Source organism: Pseudoblastomonas marina, assembly GCF_014641655.1.
In the GTDB taxonomy this organism is placed as follows: domain Bacteria; phylum Pseudomonadota; class Alphaproteobacteria; order Sphingomonadales; family Sphingomonadaceae; genus Alteriqipengyuania_A; species Alteriqipengyuania_A marina.
In genome coordinates, this window is record NZ_BMID01000001.1 from 849,025 (window position 1) to 865,673 (window position 16,649).

A 16,649-nucleotide genomic window follows, 5' to 3' on the forward strand; every position below is an offset into this window, starting at 1 on the left:
GATGGGGTGTGTGGAGGTACCGCAACCGGAAACCGAAGAACTCCGCATCGTCAGCCTCAACCCCTGTTCCGACGCGATCCTCGCCGAGATCGCGCCCGACAAGCTCGCTGCGGTCTCGCATTACAGCCACGATCCCGCCGCCAGTTCGTTGGACGTGCGCGAGGCGCGCCGCTGGCCCGCCACGGCTGGGACGGTCGAGGAGATTGCCGCGCTCGATCCCGACCTCGTGGTCGCCACGACCTTCCTCCCGCCCGCCACCGCGCAGGCGCTCGAGCGGCTCGGCTACCCGGTCGCGCGGATCGGGATCACCGCGACGGTCGAGGAAAGCATTGCCCAGATCCGCGAGCTGGCGGCGCTGGCCGATGCGAAGGATGCGGGCGAAGCGCTGGTCGCCGAAATCGAGGACGCGCTGGCCGCTGCCGAAGGTGCGGGCGATCCAATCCCCGCGCTGGTGTGGCAGGCGGGCGGGATCGTTCCGGGAGAGGGGACACTGATCGTCGACCTGCTCCGCCGCACAGGTTTCGCCCACGCCGCCGCCGCGCGCGGGCTGGGGCAGGCCGACCGGCTCGGGCTCGAAGCCGTGCTCGCCGATCCACCAGCGCTGATCCTCGCCGCCGGTTCGCCGACCGCGGAGGAAGACCGCGCGCTGTTCCACCCGGTGATCGACAGCGCGGGCATCGAGCAGCGGCGGCTCGCCTCGAACCTGCTCTATTGCGGTGGTCCGACGATCATCCGCGCGGCCGAGCGGTTGCGGGCGATCAGGGAGGGTATCGGCTGAATGCGCCGCCCGGTCCCGATCCTCCTGCTTGCCATCGCCCTCGCACTGCCGCTCTCGCTGCTGGCAGGGAGGGTCTGGCTCGATCCAGCCACCACACCCAATGCAACGGTGATCCTAGCCGAATTGCGCCTGCCGCGCGGGGTGCTCGCGTTGGTGGTGGGCGCCGGGCTAGGCGCGGCGGGGGCGGCGATGCAGGGCTATCTGCGCAACCCGCTCGCCGATCCGGGCCTGTTCGGGATCGCGCCAGGCGCGGCGCTCGGCGCGGTGCTGAGCTTCTGGCTCGGCTATGCCGCGCAGCCCTACGCGCTTCCGGCCTTCGCGCTGGTCGGCGCGGGCGGGGCGATGGCGCTGCTGTCGCTGATCGCGGGACGCGGCAATTCGGTGTTGCTGTTCACGCTTGCGGGAATGATGATCGCCAGCCTCGCGGGTGCGCTGATGAGCCTCGCGATCAGCCTTGCCCCCAATCCGTTCGCGATGAGCGAGATCGTGACCTGGCTGATGGGCGCTTTGACCGATCGCAGTTGGAGCGATGTCTGGCTCGCCGCGCCGTTGATCGTGATCGGTATCGCGTTGTTGCTGCTCGCCGGGCGCGGGCTCGATGCGCTGACGCTGGGCGAGGAAGCGGCGCGCAGCCTCGGGATGGAGCCGCGCGCGCTGCAATGGCTGCTGATCGGCGGGGTGGGCCTGACCGTGGGGAGCGGCGTGGCGGTCGCCGGGATCATCGGCTTCGTCGGGCTGATCGTGCCGCACCTGGTGCGCCCGCTGACCGATCGTCGACCGTCTTCGCTGATCCTCCCGAGCGCGCTCGCCGGCGCGCTGCTGGTGCTCGTGGCCGACATGCTGTGCCGCATCCTGCCGCTGGCGAGCGAGTTGCGGCTCGGGATCGCGCTGAGCCTGATCGGCGCGCCCTTCTTCCTTGCGCTGTTGCTGCGCATCCGCCGCGAGACCGTGTGATGCTGTGCGCGGACAATATCACGCTCGGCGATCGCCTGGACGGGGTATCTGCCGGGATTGCGCCGGGCCGGATCACCGCGATCTGCGGCCCGAACGGGGCCGGCAAGTCGAGCCTGTTGTCGGTGCTCGCGGGCTTGATCGCGCCAGATGCTGGCGCCGCCGAGCTGGACACGACGCCGATTGCCGACCTTTCGCCGCGGGCGCGGGCGCGCGCGATCGGTTACCTCCCGCAAACGCCCGAGGTGGCGTGGGACGTCACCGTCGAGACGCTGGTCGATCTCGGTCGCTTGGCGTGGCGCGGGGGGCCGCTGGCGAAGCGCCGTAGCGGTGGCGCCGATGATGCCGCCGCGATCGAGACCGCGCTCGATGCGATGGAGTTGCAGGATTTGCGCACCCGTCCGCTCTCGCGCCTGTCGGGCGGCGAGCGCAGCCGGGCGCTGATGGCGCGGGTGCTGGCGGGTGCGCCGCAGTGGATCCTCGCCGACGAGCCACTCGCCAATCTCGACCTTGCGCACCAGCTCGCGCTGCTGCGGCTCCTGCGCCGCGAAGCCGATGCCGCGCGCGGCGTGGTGCTGGTGATGCACGACCTTGCGCTGGCGATGAACCATGCCGACGAGGTGCTGGTACTCGACGAGGGGCGCCGCGTCGCGCTGGGCGAGCCCGAAACCGCGCTCTCCGAAAACGTGCTGCGCGAGGTCTGGGGCGTCGATGCCCGCTGGGTCGGCGAGCCGGGCAGCCGCGCGCTGGCACTTCGCTAGATACGAAAAGGGCGGACCCGCGGGCCCGCCCTTCGTTCCGGTTGCGATGCGGCTTACTGGCCGCTGTCGCCGACTTCGGCCGGGCCGTCATCGGCCACTTCGCTGTCGACCGCCTCGTCGCCACCCGCGAGCAGGCCGCGCGCTTGCAGCATCGGGGTGACGTCGGGCTGGCGGCCCGCGAAGTTCTCGAACATCTTGAAGTAGTCCATCGTCCCGCCGCGGCTGAGCACGGTCTTGCGATAGTGATCGCCGTTGGCGCGCGTCAGCCCGCCATTGTCGAGGAACCACTTGCGGCTGTCGCGATCGAGCATCTCGGTCCACAGATAGCTGTAGTAACCGGCGGAATAGCCTGCCGGCGAGCTGAAGATGTGGTTGAAGTAGGTGCTGCGATAGCGCGGCGGGACGAGGTCGATCTCGAGCCCCAGTTCGGTCAGCGACTGGCGTTCGAACGCGTCGACCTTGGCCGGCGTGTCGAGCGCGGCGGCTTCGGCCGGCGACAGCGCGGCCCACTTCATGTCGAGCAGCGCCGCAGTCACGACTTCACCGAAATCGTAGCCCTGGTTGAACTGCGCCGCAGCCTCGATCTTGTCGATCAGTTCGGCCGGGATCGTCTCGCCGGTCTGGTAGTGCTTGGCGTAGTTCGACAGCACCGAGGGATAGGTCGCCCACATCTCGTGGACCTGGCTCGGATACTCGACGAAGTCGCGCGCGGTCGCGGTGCCCGACAGGCTTTCGTACTTCTGGTCGGCGAAGAAGCCGTGCAGCGCGTGGCCGAATTCGTGAAACGCGGTGTTGACCCAGTCGAAACTGACCAGCTGCGGCTCGCCCGCCGGGGCCTTGGGGATGTTGAGCACGTTGTAGATCACCGGCTTCGTGCCCCAGAGATAGCTCTGGTCGACGAAGTTGCTCATCCACGCGCCGCCGCGCTTGGACGGACGCTGGAACGGATCGAAGTAGAACAGGCCGAGTTCGCTGCCGTCGGCGTCGAACACGGTGTAGGTCCACACGTCTGGGTGGTAGACGGGCAGGTCGGTGCGACGCTCGAAGGTCAGGCCGTAGAGCTTTTCCGCCATGTAGAAGATGCCGTCCTCGAGCACCTTGTCGAGCTGGAAATACTCCATCACGGCGTCTTCATCGAGCTCGTAACGCTCGGCCTTCACCTTGTTGGCGTAGCGATACCAGTCCCACGGCTGGACGTCGAAATCGCCACCTTCGGCTTCGATCATCTCGTTGAGCAGCGCGGCTTCGCGGCGCTGGGTCGCGGCCAGCGCGGGGACCATCTGGCCCATGAAGTCGAGCGCTGTGTCGGGCGTCTTCGCCATGCGATCGTACATGGTGTAGCTGGCCCAGTCGTCCTCGCCGAAGATCGCGGCCTTCTCGGCGCGCAGTTCGGCGATCCGCGCGATCAGCATCCGCGTGTCGATATCGGTCGTGCCGTCGGCGCGGTTGTAGCTGAGCTTGAACAGCTTCTCGCGTGTGGCGCGGTTCTCGAGGCTCGGCAGGAGCGGCTGCTGCGTCGTGTTCTGCAGCGCGATCGCGAACTTGCCCGGATAGCCTTTCTCGGTCGCGAGATCGGCCGCGGCCTTGATGTCGCTGTCGGACAGGCCGGCGAGTTCCTCGCGGGTGTCGACGATCAGCGGCTGTTCGCTCATCGCGGCGCGCGCGGTCTGGCCGAATTCGGTGGTGAGGGTCGAAAGCTCGGTGTTGATCTCCTTGACCCGCTCGACCTGGGCGTCGGTCAGCAGTGCACCGGCGTGGACCATGCTGTCATAGGTGTTCTCGAGCAGGGTCGCGTCCTCGGGCGTCATGCTCATCGCGGCGCGGTTGTCGTAGACCGCCTTCACGCGGGCGAAAAGTTCGGGATTCAGCGTGATGCTGTCGCCATGGGCCGACAGGCGCGGGCTGATCTCGGTGTTGATCTCGTCGAGCCGGTCGGTGGTGTTCGAACCCGACACGGCGAAGAAGACGCGGCCGACGCGGCCGAGCATGCGGCCCGACTTCTCGAGCGCGACGATGGTGTTGTCGAAGGTCGGCGCGGCGGGATTGTCGATGATCGCCTGCACTTCGGCCTTCTGGATCGCCATACCCTGCTCGAAGGCGGGGATGTAATCGTCTTCCGAAATCTTCGTGAAATCGGGGGCGAGGAAGGGCAGGTCGCTGTCGGACGCGAAATAGCCGGTGCCTTCGGGGATGTTCACGGCGGTGACGCCGGTGTCGCCGTCGATCGTGGCGGTGGTTTCGGTGCTGTCGATGCCGCTGCCGTCATAGGTGGCGCAGCCTGCAAGCAGCGCGGCGGAGGCGGTGGTGGCGAGTAGGCGGTAAAGCAAGAGATTCTCTCCTGGAAATTGGACGGACGAAATGTAGGGGTCCGTCGCTTGTTAGATGGTCGCGCTTGAACCGCAGATGTCCGACGGATTCAAGGGTAAAGCTCGGCGCGGGCTCAGCCCGACTGTCTCGAAACGCCGTTCTCGCCCGCCTGCGCCTTGGCGCGCGCGGCTTCGGCGGCTTCCATGATCGCCTGGCGGTTGACGGTGACGATGCGCGGGCGGGAGCCGGGTTCGTCTACGACGAGCCACAGCGAACCGAGTTCGAAGAAGCCGCCCTTCTGTTCGGGGACGACGGTCATCTGCGACAGGTCGATCCGCTGGAGCATCGCCATGGTCGCGCCGTCGAAGACCTCGTCGAACACCGCGTCGACCGTCTGCGGGTCGGCGAGAGCGCGCCGATTGCCGTCATTGTCGATGTAGATCAGCGGGATGTCGACCTCGCGCAGCATGCGGGCCTTGTCGCCACTGCCGGCGGCATCGCGGATCGACGCGATCGCGCGTTCGAACTGGCTTGGGCTGGTGCCGGTGGCACAGGAAATCGCGCCACCCTCGGCCTGGTCGTGTGCCCGGTCGAAGGCGATGTCGCGTTCTTCCTGGGCCTCCCAGACGACGAGCAGGCAGTCGTCGGCATGGGCGACGATCTGCTCGACCACTTCGGCGTCGGTTTCGGGGACGGAGGCAGCGACAGCGGGGAGGTCGGTCCCCTCTTCGCCTTTCCGCATCTCGTCGACCACCCCGCAGGCGGTCAGCGAGAGCGCAGAAAACGTCACGAAGACCGAACCGGTGTATGAACGCCAATCACGACTGTTCGCGAGGATCTTCATAGCTCGCCTGTTCGAAGATGGCGACGCGCCGCTCGCTGCGGAATTCGAGCCCGCGCGCCTTCTTGCCCGCAGCAGTGGTGTAACGCAGTTCATCGGCGATCGTCTCGTAATCTCCGGCGGCGATCGCGGCATTCAGGCGCGGCGATTCCTGCGCGGATACGTTTCCTTCTCCGACATTGTAGACGAGGTCGAGCAGCGCGTCGAATTCGTGCTGGTAGATCGGCAGGTCGCCGACGAGGCGGCGGACGCCTTCCTCGGCAATCGCGAGATCGTCCTCGAGGAAATCGAGTACCCGGTCGTAACTGATCCGGTCGCCGACGCTCAGCCCGTCCTCGGAGCGAATGAGGTGGCCGACCCCGACGGTCGGGTAGCCGGCGACGTCGCGATAGACGGTCTGGCGCACGCCTTCCTCCTCGATCAGGGCCTGCTTGAACGCGTCGCTCGCGCCGATCTTGGCGGCGTGGACGCGATAGCGGGTCGCGTCGACCGAGACGTCCTGGATCACCGGCACCGACTTGGTGCGGAGTTCGGGCCCGGTCGCCGCGACGGTGCTCAGCGTCATCGCGCCGAGCCCCATCATCAATGCCGCGCGCTTGCGGCCCGATTTGCGCGGCTTGACCCCGAAGGTCTTCTGCGCGGCCGCGCGGGCGCGCTGCAATTCGCTGCGGTGGCGATAGCGTTCGCCAAGGTCGCGCACCATGTTGTGCGCCTTGGTCTTGGGGCGATTCGCACCCGACGCATTGGCCTTGTTGGCCTCGTCGAGCGAGGTGTCGATATCGCGCAGCAGCTTGTCGAGCGCCGCCTTGCGCCGCGCCTTCTCGTCATCGGACCGCGCCGCGGTGGCGGGGCGATTGACGGAGGCTTTCGTCGGGGAATGGGTCGGTTGACCGCCCAGTCTGTCCCGCGACGCGGGGTTGAGGGGATCGCCACCCGAGGTGGCGGATTCGATATAGGACATCGGGTCGTATCTTTCTGTCTGCGTGGGAGCCCGAGCGCCCGCCCTGCCGGCGGCGCATCGAGGCCTCCTGTGCTCTTGTCTGTTCAACGGATGGGGAGGGGCATCGGTCCTCGCTTCGTCGTGCGAGTCCGTGCGGTGGTCGCTATTCGCTTGCTGCCCTGCGGCGCGGAAAAGCGATCCTCCAGCCTGAGGAATGTCTTTAGTTTACAAGCCGATACTGTACGACGGGTGTATAGACCGCGCCGCTTTCGGCGAGCTGGCTTTCATACAGGACGAAGCGTTCGACCGGCCATTCGGGGGCGGTGAGCCGCCCGTGGCGTGCGAGCCAGCCGTCGATCGGCCCGCTCGAGGCGTTCAACCGCGCGATCGTGACATGCGGCACGAACTTGCGGGTTTCGGGGGGCAGTCCGGCCGCGCGGCAGGCGCGCTCGACCCGGCGTTCGAGGATGGCGAGCCCTTCGCTCGGCTCGAACGCCGCCCACAGCGCCGAGGCGCGGCCCTTTCTCGCGAAATGCCCGACCCCGCGCACCTGCAGCGCGAACGGCCCGGCGCGCACCTCCGAAAGTGCATCGGCAAGGTCGTTCGCCTGCGGGCTGTCGACCTCGCCCACGAAGCGCAATGTCAGGTGCAATTGCTCGTCCCCCTGCCACCGCGCCCCGTCGAGCCCCTCCATCGTATCGATCAGGACATCGCGCAGGAACTCGGGCGGACGAAGGGCGACGAACAGGCGGTGCATCGGGATCACCTAAGCCCAGCCTCCGTGAACGTCCAATCCCGTGTCGCGGAAAGCCGGGGCAGGCCCGCGCGTCGCCTGGATATGCTATGGACCCATGCGCGGAGTCGCAAAGGCTTCGCCACCTCGATCGGGTCGCGCTTCAATCGAAGGGAAGTCGATCATGAGCGGATGCACAGGCCAATGCCGCGAGCGGGAATATCGATACAAGAAGGACCGGGCTGAACGGATCGTGATGCAGGTCAACGAAAACGTCCGTGTGATTCCGGGCGAAAACGAGAGCCAGCAGGAGGCCGAGCAACGCTGTCGCGACGCAGTTCGACCCACCGCCGACGAACGGGAAGCGGCGGCCCGGCGTGTGCTCGCCCAGTATCCTGAGACCGAGCGCCAAGTCTGTAGCGCGGAGGGCGATGAGACCGGGGGGCGGTGCAAATGCCTCTTCGGCCGTTGGGGGGAATTTCTTCCCGAGGACGAGAGCCGGGTCGTCGACGGCCAGACCGTGACCGAAGAGAAATGGGAAGCGCGTCGTATCCACGCGACCTTTGAACGCGGCGACTGCAAGTTCCGGGTGTGGGGCCACGTGCAGGTGAAGGTCCGCGAGCGGTTCGGGATTTGTCTCGACAAAGAGCTTCACGAAAAAGTCGCCTACATTCCCGAATGGGGCGTGGACCTCGACGACGAACGTCTCGCACATCTCTCCCAGGCGTCGCGGGAAAAGATTCTCGCCAAGCTCGGCTGAAGCACCCGACCGGCGCGGGGGCAGTCCGTCCCTCTCGGGCGGATCCCCGCACCCGCGGCGGGCTCGTCAGAAGAGCTGGATGGCCCGGATCGACTGCTGGCTTCCGATCAGCAGGTGAATAGGTCCCTCGACGAGGTTGGCCACAGGTGAAGTTGGCGCATCGTGGCCGGGATCGGTCGACCGCGCCAACATAGCGTAAGGTCAGGTGCAACTGCTCATCCCCCCGCCATCGAGCGCCCTCGAGTCCCTCCGTCGTATCGATGAGGGCGTCGCGCACGGGCTCGGGCGGGCGCAGGGCGACGAACAGGCGGTGCATGCGGATCAGGTCGGCCCAGCCTCAGTGAACGTCCAACTTCGTGGAGCGGAATGTTCCGGTGGCGAACCAAATGGGCGGCCCTCACGGGCCGCCCACTGAGGGTGGTTGCTATGCGCTCAGGCGTCTTCGTTTTCGCGCTTCTTGTTCTTCTCAGTCTGGTTCGAGGATTGGTCCTCTTGGTCGATCAGCGCCTGCTCGGCGCGGTTGTCGCCCGTGCGCTTCTTCCCGCCGCCGAGTTCGATCTTCCGACCGCGGGCCTTCTCTTCGCTCTTGGGCAGGGTGATCGTCAGCACGCCGTCTTCGAAGTCGGCCGAGATCTCTTCCTCGTCGACATTCGAAGGCAGGGTGATGCTGCGTTCGAACCGTCCGTAGCTGCGCTCGCGATAGCCGGTCCCGTCGTCGTCGCGCTGGCTTCTCTTTTCGCCGGAGATCGTCAGCACGCCCTCATTGACCGTGATATGGATGTCGTCGCGCTTGACCCCCGCCAGCTCGGCGGTGATCTCGATCTGGTCGTCGTCCTGATGGATGTCGAGCATCGGGCTGGTCATGGTGGCGGTCGTGCCGGTCCCGTCGCCGTCCTGCTCGAACAGGTCGTCGAACAGGCTGTTCATCTGGCGATGCAGGTCGAACAGCGAGCCGCCGCCGAGGCGCGAGCGAGGTGTCATGCCGCGGCGATAGGGGGTGAGGTATCGGAATGCCATGCTGTCTTCTCCTTTTGCTATGCGCCCCCCGGCACGCCGGAAATGGGGAACAGACGCGCCTGGAGCCGCCGTTGATGTCGGGTGCAAAACGCATGACCGCGCCACGGTGTTCCGGACGGCGCAGCGGTTTGGGAGGTGTCGCGTGCCCTGTCTGCCATCGCCGTTTGCAATCGACCGGCCTGCACCCACATGGGCGTCGGATACCCCAGCATCGTCGCCCCTTGACCTGCGCGAACAATTCAGGAACACGCATCCCCCATGGCCCTTACCAAGATTTCCGTCAAAGGCGCGCGCGAGCATAATCTCAAGGGCGTCGATATCGACCTGCCGCGCGATGCGCTGATCGTCATCACGGGCCTGTCCGGCTCGGGCAAGTCGAGCCTCGCTTTCGACACGATCTATGCCGAGGGACAGCGGCGCTACGTGGAATCGCTCAGCGCCTATGCGCGGCAGTTCCTCGAGATGATGCAGAAGCCCGATGTCGAGCATATCGACGGGCTCAGCCCCGCGATCTCGATCGAGCAGAAGACCACCAGCCGCAACCCGCGCTCGACCGTGGCGACGGTCACCGAGATTTACGACTATATGCGCCTGCTGTGGGCGCGGGTGGGGGTGCCCTATTCGCCCGCCACCGGAGAGCCGATCGAGGCGCAGACGGTCTCCAACATGGTCGACCGGGTGATGGAATTGCCCGAGGGCACGCGGCTCTATCTGCTCGCGCCGGTGGTGCGCGGGCGCAAGGGCGAATACCGCAAGGAGCTCGCCGAATGGCAGAAGGCCGGCTTCACCCGCGTGCGGATCGACGGCGAGATGTACGCGATCGAAGAGGCCCCCGCGCTCGACAAGAAGTTCAAGCACGACATCGAGGTGGTGGTCGATCGTCTTGCGGTGAAGGAGGGGCTGGAAACCCGCCTCGCCGACAGTTTCGAGACCGCGCTCAAGCTCGCCGAGGGGCTCGCCTATGTCGACCTCGCCGATGGCGTGGTGCCGGGGCGCGAGGATGAAAGCGAGAGCGGCGGCGCGATGAAGGGCGCGGGCATTCCCGCCAACCGCATCGTGTTCTCCGAGAAATTCGCCTGCCCGGTCTCGGGCTTCACGATCGAGGAGATCGAGCCGCGGCTGTTCTCGTTCAACGCGCCGCAGGGGGCCTGCCCGACCTGCGACGGGCTGGGCGAGAAGCAGCTGTTCGACCCGCAGCTGGTCGTCCCCAACGAGGCGCTGACGCTCAAGAAGGGCGCGGTGGTGCCGTGGGCCAAGTCCAACCCGCCGTCGCCCTATTACATGCAGGTGCTCGCCGGCCTCGCCGCGGCTTACGATTTCGACCTCACCACGCCGTGGAGCGAGCTGAGCGAGGAGGCGCGCAGCGTGATCCTTCACGGCACGCGCGGCAAGCCGGTGCCGCTGACCTTCAAGGACGGGCGCAAGCAGTACACGGTGAAGAAGCCGTTCGAGGGCGTGATCGGCAACCTCAACCGCCGGTTGATGCAGACCGAGAGCACGTGGATGCGCGAGGAGCTGTCCAAGTTCCAGACCGCGCAGCCCTGCGAGACCTGCGGCGGCAAGCGATTGAACGAGAAGGCGCTGGCGGTGAAGATCCCCGGCCCGCCCGAGGTCGACAACGGCACGGTCGATATCGCCACGCCCACGAAGATGAGCGTCGCCGCGGCGAAGGACTGGTTCCTCAAGCTCGACGATCATCTCAACGAGCAGCAGTCGCAGATCGCGCGCGCCATCCTCAAGGAGATCAACGAGCGGCTGGGCTTCCTCGACAATGTCGGGCTCGACTACCTCAACCTCGATCGCACCTCCGGCACGCTGAGCGGCGGCGAGAGCCAGCGCATCCGCCTCGCCTCGCAGATCGGCTCGGGCCTCTCCGGCGTGCTCTACGTGCTCGACGAGCCCAGCATCGGCCTCCACCAGCGCGACAACGACCGGCTGCTCGAAACGCTCAAGCGCCTGCGCGATCTCGGCAACACCGTGATCGTGGTCGAGCACGATGAAGACGCGATCCGCCAGGCCGATCACGTGGTCGATCTCGGCCCCGGCGCGGGCGTGCGCGGGGGCGAGGTGGTGGCGCAGGGCACGCTCAAGCAGGTGCTCAAGGCCAAGAACTCGCTCACCGCGGACTACCTCACCGGCCGCCGCGAGATCTCCGTCCCGAGCGAGCGCCGCAAGGGCAACGGGCACAAGCTCACCGTCCACGGCGCGCGCGCGAACAACCTCCAGGACGTCACCGCCTCGATCCCGCTCGGCACCTTCACCTGCGTCACCGGCGTCTCGGGCTCGGGCAAGTCCTCCTTCACCATCGACACGCTCTATGCCGCCGCCGCGCGGCACCTCAATGGCGCGCGCGTGGTCGCGGGCGCGCACGACAAGGTCACCGGGCTCGACCATTGCGACAAGGTGATCGAGATCGACCAGTCGCCGATCGGCCGCACCCCGCGCTCCAACCCCGCGACCTATACCGGCGCCTTCACCAATATCCGCGACTGGTTCGCCGGCCTGCCCGAAAGCCAGGCGCGCGGCTACAAGCCCGGCCGCTTCAGCTTCAACGTCAAGGGCGGCCGCTGCGAGGCGTGCCAGGGCGACGGGCTGATCAAGATCGAGATGCACTTCCTGCCCGACGTCTACGTCACCTGCGAGGAATGCGGGGGCAAGCGCTACAACCGCGAAACGCTCGAGGTGAAGTTCAAGGGCCACTCGATCGCCGACGTGCTCGACATGACGGTCGAGGACGCGGAAACCTTCTTCAAGGCCGTCCCCCCGATCCGCGACAAGATGCACATGCTCAACGAGGTCGGGCTCGGCTACGTCAAGGTCGGCCAGCAGGCGACCACGCTATCGGGCGGCGAGGCGCAGCGCGTGAAACTCGCCAAGGAGCTGAGCAAGCGCAGCACCGGGCAGACGCTCTACATCCTCGACGAACCGACCACCGGCCTGCATTTCGAGGACGTCCGCAAGCTGCTCGAAGTGCTCCACCGGCTGGTGGAGCAGGGGAACAGCGTGGTGGTGATCGAGCATAATCTGGATGTGATCAAGACGGCGGATTGGATACTGGACCTTGGGCCGGATGGCGGTGTGCGCGGGGGTGAGGTTGTGGCGGAGGGGACGCCGGAAGAGGTGGCGAAGACCAAGGCGAGTTATACGGGCCAGTACCTCCAGCCGATGCTGGAACGGACAGTCGTAACGCGCTAGAAATACGTTTCGACATACCTTGGAAGAAATCGAACGAGATCTTCATAGGCCTTAAAATCGGCCTCTGTGAAACCCAAGTCTCGTAGCTTATTGGCCTCTTTACAGTTTCTCCGCGCTGTTGCAGAAAATTCGAAGAGATGTCTCTCTCGTTCGGTTAGATTATAGTTACGAATGGAATAAAATTCTTCGTCTCTCAATAAGAAAGGGAGGCGCCTTTTCACGATTTTCTTGAGCTTCTTTGCAACTTCCGCATTTGCGAACGTTCCTCCATATGTAAGCATACGGCTACTATCACGGTAATCCACTCTAAATATCGGTAGCCACAAGCCATCGGTTCGTCCGGCAAAGGAGTTTTGGAACGCCTTTGTCAAAATCTTCGAAACTGCCATGGAAAAATTGGCTTCTTCAAGGTCTCCATGAGCGACGTCATCTGAAAACGCGCCAAAAATTTCACTGATATCTTCTTGCCGTTCTTGGCCTGACATATCTCTCAGCCTATCCGGCAAATCAGAACATACAGTAACAAAAAAGCTAGAGTTTATAACTGCTTTAGATCCAATTTTAACAATATCTTCGATGATATCATCATTTAACCCAGTGTCGTAATCGAGCCAGGTTACCGCCAATTTCTCGTGTAGGTGATCGTCTATGTAGCGACCGACCCTTCTGTTTTGGACGTCTATAAGCGCAAACGGGCGGTTGTAGTTGCCACGACGTGCCATCGTCTCATTCCACTCGCAACTGACGAGATCAGAAATTCCCAAGAATCGGTGGACCATCGCAAAATCATAAAATTTTGCTCCGCCCATACCTATATAACGAGACGAAGAAATTTCCACTCCAGTTTCTTTGAGAGATTCCAAATAATCTAGAAGAAGACGCCGCTCCGTTTGCTTGGCTGGCCTCAAGTCATAGGCAATGAATTTTGCTGTAGACCTAGGCATCGTAGCCAACCCGATTTTTAAGAAAATACTCGAAAGTTCGGCGTCCAACGTCTGACCCCGACATCCGCCTTTTCCCTAGATACTCTCGAATCGCATCGACCTTTTCTAATTCGGCGTCGTATTGGATCCGAATGGTTTCTGGACCTTTTTTTTGCGGAATCTTGAACTCAGTCTTTTTGCTAAGAGACATCTTCAAAGCGGTGGTGGAGCTTCCCGATATAGTGGCGACCTCACTGCGTGAAACTTTCGTTCCTTCATTATCATACCGCCTATCCAAGAAGCCTGTTACCTGTCTGCCGACAGACACCATTTTCTTACGTGCTTCTTGCCATACTTCGCTCTCGCGATTGATCGCTCCTTTAGTTGTGGTCCACGGCAATTTTTCTGGATCTGACGCTACGAAAAAGACAAATCCTACGAAAGGCCTATGCTTTGGTTGAAATAGCGGTAGCTCAGGACTTCCCGACCAGCCAGTAAGTGCGCTCTTGTCGGCAAAAAGGAGTGCTCGACCATTACAAAAAATTGTCCATCCAGCCTTGTCGTCAACAAAAAAGCCACGGGCATCGGGCGTGCCAACACCAGCGACGATGTTGCAAGAAACTCCATCCATTTCGAAGGTGTCAGACGAGACGTTCTCCCCAACAGATAGGCCAAAAGGCTCGATCTCTTGTTTGTTCACGAATATTCGTACTACTTTTTTCAAAAAAAACTCGTAAGCGCGCTGCATCTTTCGTATGAGTTCGCCGATGAATAAGCCATCAGATATTCTGCGTTTCACTTCAGGGTATAGATCTTTAATTGAAATAGTTGTGCCTGTAGATGCAGGTGCCTTCTTGCCTTTCTCGATATCTATTACCCAAGGATTTCGCTTATCGGATTCCCATTTGTCGACATGTAGATCAGTCGAGAAGCCACCCTCCGCGTGCTTCGAATTTATCTTAATGTGATTCCCGATTTTGAAAATTGCTCTCTTCAGCCCTACCCCATATACGCTGAGACGATCATCGGGGTGTCGTTCGTTGCTGGCGCGGCCGAATTGGAAGACATGGTCACGTGCTGAGGTGAAGCTGATTCCAGTTGAATCATCGCTTATCTTGACCTCGTTCCCGTCGATCTGGATATCGATTTTGGCAGGCGGCCTACTTATTTTTCCTTCTAAGACCTTTACGTAGCCAGCGGCGCTACTGAGATCCTTTGAGAAGTTTGCTAAAACGGAATTGATTGAGTTATCGACCAGGTCCAGAAAAGCGTCCGCCAGCGGAATATCTCTCGTCAAAAGTGAAATGAATAGACGTTTTTCTGGATTGGCTTTTGCCTCAATTGTTTCAGCCATTACCCTGTCCTTCTTTGAAATGTCTCGGGCGTTTAGTTACTGCCTCGGTCGGAACAGGCGTTCGGACTGGTATGTCCGGTCGCTCTGGAAGTTTGTTTTGTACCGCCTTTGAGAGTCTATCTCTCGCTATGTCGACATATTTCTCTTCCAAATCTGAACCGATAAACCTTCGGCCCAGTGTGATGGCTGCCGCTCCGGCAGTCCCCGATCCCATATAAGGATCTACAACCAAGCCACCTTTAGGGGTTAATGAAGTAATTAATCGCTTAGCTAATGCCAGTGGGAACTGGCATGGGTGTTCGGTTTTTTCGACATGCTTAGCTTTGACGTTAGGAATGTCCCACACGTCACCTGGATTTTTGCCCAACGGATTACCGCTGTATTGACCTCGTTGAGGGCCTTTATAGTGCCTTTTCCCCGGATACTTTTGAGGAACCCGAACTGCATCGAGATCGAAAAAATAATCGTTCGTTTTCGTAAACCATAATACCGTTTCGTGGCGACCACTAAATCTCCGTTTGGCGTGGGTGCCGTGACCAAACGTCCACACGATCCTGTTGCGGAGGGTCAAGCCTAGCTGATTGGCGAAGACATCATAGACTATATAGTCGAGTGGTTGGATCGAACCTTGATCGACAAAGTTACCGACCTGCCAACAAATTGAACCAGCGGACGAGGTTACGCGAACCGCTTCGGATGCGACCCGCATGAGTTCTCCCCGAAATTCGTCAACGCTGGAATGACGATCATACTCTTTGCCGACGCAGTATGGAGGCGAGGTCAGAACCAAGTCTGCTGCGGAGTCAGCTAACGTCTTCAGCATCCCAACCGCATCACCGTGACGTAGGTCTGACCCACGCGTTTCACTTTTCGCTACCATCATCGATGCTTACTAGCTCGTGTCTGGAAGATCCAGCAAGAACCGTTCTGTCCTACACGGCCTTTCGGGTATAATTAGTCCGGTTCCCCAACGTCCCCGTACGAGGTGAACCGATGAACGCCCCCACCACCATCACCCCAAACCTCCCCGCGCTGCTCTCGGGCTTGCCGGAGGACGATCCGCGCAAGCCTTGTGTCGAGTTCACGCGCGAGGTGCAGGTCGTGTTTCTCGAGGCGCTGGCGGTGGTCGGGTCGGTGCGGGCGGCGGCGCGCAAGGCGCGGGTGTCGCACCAGACGGTCTATCGCGCGCGGCGGGCCTGTGCCGATTTCCGGCGGTGCTGGGAGGCGGCGCAGTTGCAGGCGCTGGCGCGGGCGGAGGACGTGCTGGCGTGTCGCGCGATCGACGGGGTGGAGGAGACGGTCTTCTACCATGGCGAGGAGGTCGCCAAGCGGCGGCGCTACGATGGGCGGCTGCTGCTCGCCCATATCGGGCGGCTCGACAGATTGTCCGAGCGCGCCGAGGTGCGCGCGCTGTCGGAGGAGTTCGACGCGGCGATGGCGGCGTTCGGGGCAGGGGAGCCCCTACCGGGGGTGGAATTGCCGGGCACCGGCACTCGCGAACCGGCCGACTCGCGCGAGGGCGGCGAGGGCGATCCGGCGGCGGCGAGCGGGGGCGAGGGCGCGGATTGCGGCACCTCTCCGACGGGCGCAGGGCCATCCGGTAAAAAAGGTCCTGGACAGTGTAACACCCGGTCCATCGCCCTCGATGCGATGCGGCGGCAGGACTGGGCCTCGCCCGCCTTCTGGGCACCGGTGCAGTGGCGCGATCCCGATTGCGACAAGGGCTGGCGCGCGCGGGTGGCGGAGATGCTCGAAGCGCGCGAGGCGGCGGGAGAAGCGGCGGGGGACCCGGTGGTGTTCGAGCTGCTCGCCGAGCCCGCGCCCGAGCCCGACGACGCGGACGGCGCACCGCAGGACGCCACGCTCGAGACGCTGCAGGCCTGCATCGAACAGCAGGTGCTCGCCTTCGAGCGCGGGACGCCCGAATGGTGGCTGGTCGATGCCTGGGGTCACATCCGCCAGGACGTGCAGGCCGAATGGGCGCGCGACGTGGTGGAATGCGCTGCGGATGAGGCGGAAGCCGGGGGTTGCAACATTGCTGTCACATGAATAGCACCGTCGGCGGGACTGAAATGGCCGGGGAGAAAAG

General features: G+C 63.3%; 15 protein-coding genes and 1 pseudogene. 6 read left to right on the forward strand and 10 right to left on the reverse strand.

Translation table 11 applies throughout. From position 1 onward, the window contains the following. Position 1 precedes the first annotated feature (1 nt). From IEW49_RS04100 to IEW49_RS04110, 3 genes are read left to right on the forward strand one after another with little or no spacing between them, the layout of a single operon-like run. Positions 2–778, forward strand: a complete 777-nt coding sequence (locus IEW49_RS04100; protein ID WP_188643078.1) for a helical backbone metal receptor — start codon at positions 2–4, stop codon at positions 776–778. Next, positions 779–1,732, forward strand: coding sequence for a FecCD family ABC transporter permease (locus IEW49_RS04105; protein WP_188641489.1), 954 nt, complete (start codon positions 779–781; stop codon positions 1,730–1,732). Beyond that, the gene (locus IEW49_RS04110; protein ID WP_188641490.1) at positions 1,732–2,490 is read left to right on the forward strand and encodes an ABC transporter ATP-binding protein; all 759 of its coding nucleotides are present in this window, start codon (positions 1,732–1,734) and stop codon (positions 2,488–2,490) included. The genes IEW49_RS04105 and IEW49_RS04110 overlap by 1 nt, the downstream gene beginning before the upstream one ends. 53 nt (positions 2,491–2,543) lie before the next feature. On the opposite strand, the gene IEW49_RS04115 is transcribed toward IEW49_RS04110, so the two are convergent. The 4 genes from IEW49_RS04115 to thpR form a co-directional block, all read right to left on the reverse strand. Next, positions 2,544–4,715 (reverse strand): M3 family metallopeptidase, encoded by a 2,172-nt coding sequence (locus tag IEW49_RS04115; RefSeq protein ID WP_373282518.1) that lies wholly within the window; start codon positions 4,713–4,715, stop codon positions 2,544–2,546. 215 nt (positions 4,716–4,930) lie between these two features. Continuing rightward, positions 4,931–5,641 carry a hypothetical protein gene (locus tag IEW49_RS04120; protein ID WP_229658071.1) on the reverse strand — a complete coding sequence of 237 codons (711 nt, stop codon included), beginning with the start codon at positions 5,639–5,641 and terminating at the stop codon, positions 4,931–4,933. After that, positions 5,616–6,599 carry a lysozyme gene (locus tag IEW49_RS13100; RefSeq protein WP_229658072.1) on the reverse strand — a complete coding sequence of 328 codons (984 nt, stop codon included), beginning with the start codon at positions 6,597–6,599 and terminating at the stop codon, positions 5,616–5,618. Before IEW49_RS13100 ends, IEW49_RS04120 begins: the two co-directional genes overlap by 26 nt. Positions 6,600–6,798: 199 nt before the next feature. After that, positions 6,799–7,335, reverse strand: a complete 537-nt coding sequence (thpR, locus tag IEW49_RS04130) for an RNA 2',3'-cyclic phosphodiesterase (RefSeq protein WP_188643081.1) — start codon at positions 7,333–7,335, stop codon at positions 6,799–6,801. Between the two features lie 160 nt (positions 7,336–7,495). On the opposite strand from thpR, the gene IEW49_RS13105 reads away from it, so the two are divergent. Further along, positions 7,496–8,071 (forward strand): hypothetical protein, encoded by a 576-nt coding sequence (locus IEW49_RS13105; protein WP_229658073.1) that lies wholly within the window; start codon positions 7,496–7,498, stop codon positions 8,069–8,071. Between the two features lie 66 nt (positions 8,072–8,137). Here IEW49_RS13105 and IEW49_RS13215 read toward each other — a convergent pair whose 3' ends face one another. From IEW49_RS13215 to IEW49_RS04140, 3 genes and pseudogenes are all read right to left on the reverse strand, one after another. After that, positions 8,138–8,263, reverse strand: coding sequence for a hypothetical protein (locus tag IEW49_RS13215; protein ID WP_268235613.1), 126 nt, complete (start codon positions 8,261–8,263; stop codon positions 8,138–8,140). Beyond that, positions 8,244–8,387 (reverse strand): annotated as a pseudogene (locus IEW49_RS13110) (2'-5' RNA ligase family protein); the annotation flags it as partial. The pseudogene IEW49_RS13110 and the gene IEW49_RS13215, both read right to left, overlap by 20 nt. Positions 8,388–8,503: 116 nt before the next feature. Continuing rightward, a complete protein-coding gene (locus IEW49_RS04140) occupies positions 8,504–9,088 on the reverse strand; it encodes an Hsp20/alpha crystallin family protein (RefSeq protein WP_188641492.1) in 585 nt (194 codons plus the stop codon). 258 nt (positions 9,089–9,346) lie between these two features. Between IEW49_RS04140 and uvrA the strand changes: the two genes are divergently transcribed. After that, positions 9,347–12,283, forward strand: a complete 2,937-nt coding sequence (gene uvrA / locus IEW49_RS04145) for an excinuclease ABC subunit UvrA (RefSeq protein WP_188641493.1) — start codon at positions 9,347–9,349, stop codon at positions 12,281–12,283. Here uvrA and IEW49_RS04150 read toward each other — a convergent pair. From IEW49_RS04150 to IEW49_RS04160, 3 genes are read right to left on the reverse strand one after another with little or no spacing between them, the layout of a single operon-like run. Then, positions 12,280–13,275 (reverse strand): O-methyltransferase, encoded by a 996-nt coding sequence (locus IEW49_RS04150; RefSeq protein WP_188641494.1) that lies wholly within the window; start codon positions 13,273–13,275, stop codon positions 12,280–12,282. The two genes, uvrA and IEW49_RS04150, sit on opposite strands and share 4 nt — an antisense overlap. Then, the gene (locus tag IEW49_RS04155; protein ID WP_188641495.1) at positions 13,220–14,560 is read right to left on the reverse strand and encodes an ATP-binding protein; all 1,341 of its coding nucleotides are present in this window, start codon (positions 14,558–14,560) and stop codon (positions 13,220–13,222) included. Before IEW49_RS04155 ends, IEW49_RS04150 begins: the two co-directional genes overlap by 56 nt. Beyond that, entirely contained in the window at positions 14,553–15,443 is an 891-nt protein-coding gene (locus IEW49_RS04160; protein WP_229658074.1) for a DNA-methyltransferase, read from the reverse strand. The genes IEW49_RS04155 and IEW49_RS04160 overlap by 8 nt, the downstream gene beginning before the upstream one ends. A gap of 110 nt (positions 15,444–15,553) precedes the next feature. Between IEW49_RS04160 and IEW49_RS04165 the strand changes: the two genes are divergently transcribed. Further along, positions 15,554–16,609 carry a hypothetical protein gene (locus IEW49_RS04165; protein WP_188641496.1) on the forward strand — a complete coding sequence of 352 codons (1,056 nt, stop codon included), beginning with the start codon at positions 15,554–15,556 and terminating at the stop codon, positions 16,607–16,609. The last annotated feature ends 40 nt before the right edge of the window (positions 16,610–16,649 follow it).